The sequence below is a fragment of the Streptomyces purpurogeneiscleroticus genome (assembly GCF_020024005.1).
In the GTDB taxonomy this organism is placed as follows: Bacteria; Actinomycetota; Actinomycetes; order Streptomycetales; family Streptomycetaceae; genus Streptomyces; species Streptomyces purpurogeneiscleroticus.
This window is the reverse complement of the sequence record NZ_NHSG01000023.1, coordinates 1-5,691: the sequence shown is the minus strand read 5'-3', so window position 1 is coordinate 5,691 and position 5,691 is coordinate 1. Positions and strand designations below refer to the sequence as shown.

At 74.0% G+C, this 5,691-nt stretch carries 6 protein-coding genes; 1 reads left to right on the top strand and 5 read right to left on the bottom strand.

What is annotated here, in order from left to right; genetic code table 11:
* Positions 1 to 117 precede the first annotated feature (117 nt).
* The 4 genes from CCS38_RS00635 to CCS38_RS00620 form a co-directional block, all read right to left on the bottom strand.
* Positions 118 to 585, bottom strand: coding sequence for a DUF6099 family protein (locus CCS38_RS00635; protein ID WP_223731200.1), 468 nt, complete (start codon positions 583 to 585; stop codon positions 118 to 120).
* 131 nt (positions 586 to 716) lie between these two features.
* Positions 717 to 1,061 carry a nucleotide pyrophosphohydrolase gene (locus CCS38_RS00630; protein ID WP_223731199.1) on the bottom strand — a complete coding sequence of 115 codons (345 nt, stop codon included), beginning with the start codon at positions 1,059 to 1,061 and terminating at the stop codon, positions 717 to 719.
* Positions 1,058 to 2,434: an AAA family ATPase gene (locus CCS38_RS00625; protein WP_223731198.1), complete on the bottom strand. Its 1,377-nt coding sequence runs from the start codon at positions 2,432 to 2,434 to the stop codon at positions 1,058 to 1,060. The genes CCS38_RS00630 and CCS38_RS00625 overlap by 4 nt, the downstream gene beginning before the upstream one ends.
* Before the next feature lie 84 nt (positions 2,435 to 2,518).
* Positions 2,519 to 2,908 (bottom strand): cell division protein SepF, encoded by a 390-nt coding sequence (locus CCS38_RS00620; RefSeq protein ID WP_030261034.1) that lies wholly within the window; start codon positions 2,906 to 2,908, stop codon positions 2,519 to 2,521.
* Positions 2,909 to 3,102: 194 nt separating this feature from the next.
* Between CCS38_RS00620 and CCS38_RS00615 the strand changes: the two genes are divergently transcribed.
* The gene (locus CCS38_RS00615; RefSeq protein ID WP_223731201.1) at positions 3,103 to 4,359 is read left to right on the top strand and encodes an SLC13 family permease; all 1,257 of its coding nucleotides are present in this window, start codon (positions 3,103 to 3,105) and stop codon (positions 4,357 to 4,359) included.
* Here CCS38_RS00615 and CCS38_RS00610 read toward each other — a convergent pair.
* A partial coding sequence (locus CCS38_RS00610) for a (Fe-S)-binding protein (protein ID WP_223731197.1) occupies positions 4,346 to 5,691 on the bottom strand: 1,346 nt, incomplete at its 5' end. The two genes, CCS38_RS00615 and CCS38_RS00610, sit on opposite strands and share 14 nt — an antisense overlap.

The following is a 5,691-nucleotide window of genomic DNA, read 5'->3' as shown; positions in this document are numbered from 1 at the left end:
GCTTGCTGTCCTGGACTTCGGAGAGCTGCGCCGCTCTGGGGCCGTACGACCTCGGTACCGCCGCCAGGACTCCACCTCCGGGCGCGTTCGCCCCCGGGCGTGGCCTCCGTCGTCTCCTCAGGCCGGGTCGCGGTCGTGGGGGCGGTCGCGGACCAGGAGTTGCTTGAGGATGGCGGCGGCGCGGTCGCGGGATTCGTCGGCTGCGTCCATCGCTTCCACGCAGGTCCAGTAGAGGCCGTCCTCCTCGGCCGCGCAGACGACGCTCACCAGGGCCTCGCAGACCTCGGCCAGCAGGCCGCACAGGTCCGTCAACGCGAGCTTGCTGTCCTGGACTTCGGAGAGCTGCGCCGCTCTGGGGCCGTACGACCTCGGTACGGGACACAGCACCGCCGCGCCCGAGCGGCCTCCCGCCTCGCCCAGCCTTCGCGCCTTGGCCCGCACCTCGAACGGTCCGGATATCGCCAGGAGGCTGCCGACCGCCTCCGCCAGGGCCTGCGCCTGCCACGCCTCTATGACGATGTCCTGGACCGTCCGTGCCTGGGCCAGACCGTGCCTACTGGCCGCGATGATCCGCACCGCATCCATGCACGACCCCTTCCCTTGCCTCGTCCGCTGCCTTGCGCACACCTGTCACTACCCAGAGTGAACTGGAACCGCCGAAAACGCTAGAGTAATTCGCAAATCTGTGGACAACTAAGGCGAGTTTGCGAGATCCATCACTCCGGAGAGTGACGGTCGGGGCGATTCGCGGGGAATCGTTCCTCATTGCGCTCGATCTTCGCGGCGAGCGCGGCCGCCGCGTCGATGCCCAGTACGCCGCAGAACTGGAGCAAGTACGCCAGCACATCCGCCACTTCGTCCTCGACGCGCGCCGCGGACGCCGGGTCGGTCATGATCTTGGCGGACTGTTCCGGAGTCAGCCACTGGAAAATCTCGACCAGTTCGGACGCCTCGACGCTGAGCGCCGCGGCGAGGTTCTTCGGGGTGTGGTACTGCTGCCAGTCCCGGGCCGCCGCGAAGTCGGCCAGCCGGCGCTGCAGGGTCTGAAGATCTTCACTCATGCCCCCAGGTGTAGCACCCCGACCTCCGGCAGCCGGGCGGCGGCCGAGGCGTCCGTCACCGTCCCCAGCAGCCGGATGTGGCCGCGCGCCGCCATCCGTACGGCCAGCGCGAACAGCTCGGCCGACTGCCGCCGGTCCAGGCAGCGGTCCAGCCCGTCCACCACCACGGTCAGCACCTGACGGGCCGGCAGCACCTCGGCCACCGGGTCGACGGCCAGCACGCCGGGGCCGGTCAGCAGCACCAGCGCCAGCGCGAGATAGCGCAGCTCGCCGTCGCCCAGCCAGTCCACGGGGAGCGCCCCGCGCGCGCCGCCCCGCTCCAGCACGGCGCGGGCCGCCGGCACGTCAACCGGCACGTCACCCTGTACGCCGCCCGCCCGGCCCGCGTCCCGCCGTGCGCCGGGCTCCGCGCGAAGCCCCTGTACCGGGCCCGGGCAGCCGGCGCGTACCGCGTCGACGAGCGCCGCGTGGCGGGTGGCGCACTCCCGGCCGGTGCGCTCCAGTACGGCGGCGAGGTTGCCGCAGTCCGGCCGCAGCCGCGCGCCTTCGGAGGCGTCCGCCGCGCCCGCCCCCGAAGACGTGCCCGACCCGGGACCGGCTCCCCGGGCCGTCGCACGTACCGCTTCGGGGCGCGGGTCGCAGAGGAAGGAGGAGCGCAGGGCGATCAGGGTCTGTTCGGCGGCGGCCAGCACCAGGCGCTGGCCCGCCGTCGTGCCCGCGACGCGCAGCGGCAGCAGGGCGGTGCCCAGCCGGTCGTCGGGGAGCGGCGCGCGGGTGACGGGGGTGGCACCGGCGGTGTGCCACGCGGCCTGCACCGTGCGGCGGCCGGGGTCGGTGAGCGCGGTGGTGAACAGTGTCCGCCCGCCGCCGGTGAGCCGTTCGCCGGCGATCCGCAGCTCCGGTTCCGTCTGGACGGCGACGTCGAGACGCGTGGGGCCGGCCGGTCCGTCGACCGTGCAGCCGAGGCGGAAGCCGCGCCGCCCCTGGGCGTCCGGCGCGGCCCGGTCCGGTACGCAGGCCGCGGCACCGCCCGGTACGGCGGCGAGCGCCCGGTCCAGCGGTTCGCCCGCGCCGAGCCGGACGAGCAGTCCGTACGCCTGGAGCGCGCTGGACTTGCCGCTGCCGCTCGGGCCGGCGAGCAGCGTGAGGGGGCCGAGCGGGTAGGTCGCGCCGCGGTGCGACTTGAAGGCGGACAGGCGCAGCTCGGTGACGAGCGGGCGGGGCGGGCCGCTCGCCTCAGCCGGATGGGGCGGCTCGCTCGCTTCGGCGAGGCCGGGCGGGCCGCTCGCCTCGGCGTTCGGGTTCGCGCCCGCGTCCACAGCCACGGCCGTGGCCGCCGGCGTCGCGTCGTCCGTACGGCTCCAGGGGTCCATGCCGGGAACGCTAGAGAGCCGGACCACCGGAGAACCGTTACGCCGGACGGCCGTTCCTACGAATGGGGGACGCCGGCGCTGCGCCTACGGGCGCGGCGCCGCCCCCGCCCGCGGTTCGTCGACCTCCGTGCCGATCGGGGCGAGCAGGAAGACGTTGGTGTCGACGCGGTGCATGCCGCTGCCGATGCCGAAGACGACGCCGCTGGAGAAGTCGAGGATGCGCTTGGCCACGTCCGTGTCGGCGCTGCTCAGGTCGAGCAGTACGGGCACTTGCGCCATGAGGTGCTCGGCGACCTCGCGGGCGTCGGCGAAGGTCTGGACGCGGATGACGATGAACCGCCGGGATGCCTCGCTCGGTTCGTCGTCGGGAAGGGCTCGGTGGTCGGGCCACGAGGGCCACTCGCGGCCGCCGCGCAGCGGGACGACCTCAGCGAGGCCCTCCCACTGTTCGTCGGTGGCGTCGGGGCGGGTCACCGGATCACCTCGCTCGCAAGGGCGCTGGGCAGCTGCGGTATCTGCATCGAGCAATTCTAGGGATATACATACAAACCTGACGGGGCATGACACGCGTTCGGCGTCACCCGTTGCCTACATCCTGCACCATGACGCCTGGCCAGCGCATACTCTGCGACATTTGTCCGACCCTTGCGGACCGGAAAGGAACGACCCTGAACACCCCCTTCGCGGAGGCGCTCTCCGCGGTACTGCTCGTCCTTGTGCTCGTCTGCGCGGTCGTACGGCCGTTCCGGTTGCCGGAGGCGGCCGTCGCGGTGCCGGCCGCCGGCGTCGTCCTCGCGACCGGGGCCATCCCACTGGCGCACGCGCAGGAGGAGGCCGCACGGCTCGGCCCCGTGATCGGCTTTCTCGCGGCCGTACTGGTGCTGGCCCGGCTGTGCGCCGACGAAGGGCTCTTCGAGGCGTGCGGTGCCTGGATGGCGCGGGCGGCGGCGGGCAGCCCCCGGCGGCTGCTGGCCGCCGTCTTCGGCCTCGCCTCGGCGATCACCGCGGTACTGAGCCTGGACGCCACGGTCGTGCTGCTCACCCCGGTCGTCTTCGCCACTGCCGCCCGGCTGGGCGTCCGGGCACGGCCGCACGTCTACGCCTGCGCCCACCTGTCGAACACGGCCTCTTTGCTGCTGCCGGTGTCCAACCTGACGAACCTGCTCGCGTTCGCGGCGAGCGGGCTGAGCTTCACCCGGTTCGCCGCGCTGATGGTGCTGCCGTGGCTGGTCGCCATCGGTACCGAGTACGTGGTCTTCCGGCGCTGCTTCGCCGCCGACCTCGACGCGGAGACGCCCCCTCCGGCTGCCGCCGAGCCGCCGGACGTACCACTGTTCGCGCTGGTCACCGTGGTCTGCACACTGGCCGGTTTCGTGGTCGCCTCCGCGCTCGGCATCGACCCGGCGTGGGCGGCGGCGGCCGGCGCACTGGTGCTCGCGGCGCGCACGCTCGCCCGCCGCCGCACCACCGTCCGCGCCGTCCTGGGCTCGCTCTCGCTGCCGTTCCTCGCCTTCGTGCTGTCGCTCGGCATCGTGGTGCGCGCGGTGGTCGACAACGGGCTCGCCGACGCGCTCGGCCGGCTGGTCCCCGACGGCACGTCGCTGCCCGCGCTCCTCGGCATCGCCGCACTGGCCGCCGTACTGGCCAACGTGATCAACAATCTCCCCGCGGTACTCGTCCTGATCCCGCTGACCGCGCCGGGCGGCCCCGGCGCGGTGCTCGCGGTCCTGCTCGGCGTCAACATCGGGCCGAACCTCACCTACGCGGGGTCCCTGGCCACGCTCCTGTGGCGACGCATCCTGCACGCGCACGACACCGATGTGCTGCTCAAGGACTTCACCCGGCTCGGCCTGCTCACGGTGCCCGCAGCGCTGTCCCTGTCGGTGGTGGCCCTCTGGGGCGCGCTGCGCGTCATCGGGGGCTGAGCCCCCGCGCCAGGAGTTCCGCCAGGTGCGTCCCCCGCCGTCCGGCCAGGTCGGCCAGCTGGGTACGGCAGCTGAAGCCGTCCGCGAGGAACGGGGTGCCGGGGGCCGAGCGGCGTACGGCCGGGAGGAGGGCGTGTTCCGCGACGGCCACGGAGACGTCGTGGTGGCCGCGTTCGACTCCGAAGTTACCGGCCAGGCCGCAGCAGCCGCCGAGGCGTTCGACCTCCGCGCCTGCCCCGGCGAGCAGCGCAGCGTCCGTGTCCCAGCCCATGACGGCGTGGTGGTGGCAGTGCGGCTGAGCGACGGCCGTGGTGCCGGTGAGGTCGGGGGGCGACCAGCCGGGGGTGGCGGTGAGCAGCTCGGCGAGGGTGCGGGTCGCGGCGGCGACCTCGCCCGCGGCTGCCGCCTCGTCCGCCCCGACCGCTTCCGTCCCCGCGGCCCCGTATGCGCCGCGCCCGCCCAGGAGTTCCGCCGCGTCCGCGCGCAGTACTCCCGTGCAGGACGGTTCGAGGCCGACGACCGGTATGCCCGCGCGTACGTACGGGAGGAGAGCGCGGACGGTGGCGCGCACGCGGGCCCGGGCGGCGTCCAACTGGCCCGTGGTGATCCAGGTGAGGCCGCAGCACACGGGGCGCTCGGTGACCCTGACGCGGTAACCCGCGGCCTCCAGTACGGCGACCGCAGCCTGGCCGGTACCGGGTGCGAAGGCGTCGGTGAAGGTGTCGACGAAGAGGAGCACGTCACCGTGGGGCGCCTCGCTGGGCGCCGCACGGTCCGCGAACCAGCGGCGGAAGGTCGTAGCCGCGAAGGGGGGCAGCGACCGGCGGGCGTCGACGCCTGCGCCCCAGGTGAGGAGCGGATGCAGCAGCCGGGAGCGCAGCGCTGCATTCGCGGCGCGTGCCGCCCCCGGTATGCGCGCGGTCAGTCGCGTCCAGCGGGGCAGCCACCCCAGCGCGTAGTGGCTGCGGGGGCGCAGGCGGCGGAGTCCGCGCCCGTACCTCTGGTGCAGTGCCTCCGCCTTGTACGCGGCCATGTCGGTGCCCGTGGGGCAGTCCGAGGAGCAGCCCTTGCAGGCGAGGCAGAGGTCGAGCGCTTCGTGGAGGGCGGGTGAGCGCCAGCCGTCGGGGCCGAGGGCGCCGGAGACGACGTCCTGGAGGACGCGGGCGCGGCCGCGGGTGGAGTCCTGCTCCTTTCGGGTGGCGAGGTAGCTGGGGCACATCACGCCGCCGGTGGCGGTGGTGTCGGCGCGGCATTTGCCGACGCCGGTGCAGCGGTGCACGGCGCGCGAGAGGTCGCCGCGGTCGGCGCTGTGGGCGAGGGCCAGGGTGGGGA

What these genes read in the sequence shown, in the direction of transcription:
- CCS38_RS00635 (WP_223731200.1), bottom strand. Translation starts at nt 585, where the DNA reads ATGGATGCGGTGCGGATCATCGCGGCCAGTAGGCACGGTCTGGCCCAG.
- CCS38_RS00630 (WP_223731199.1), bottom strand. Translation starts at nt 1,061, where the DNA reads ATGAGTGAAGATCTTCAGACCCTGCAGCGCCGGCTGGCCGACTTCGCG.
- CCS38_RS00625 (WP_223731198.1), bottom strand. Translation starts at nt 2,434, where the DNA reads ATGGACCCCTGGAGCCGTACGGACGACGCGACGCCGGCGGCCACGGCC.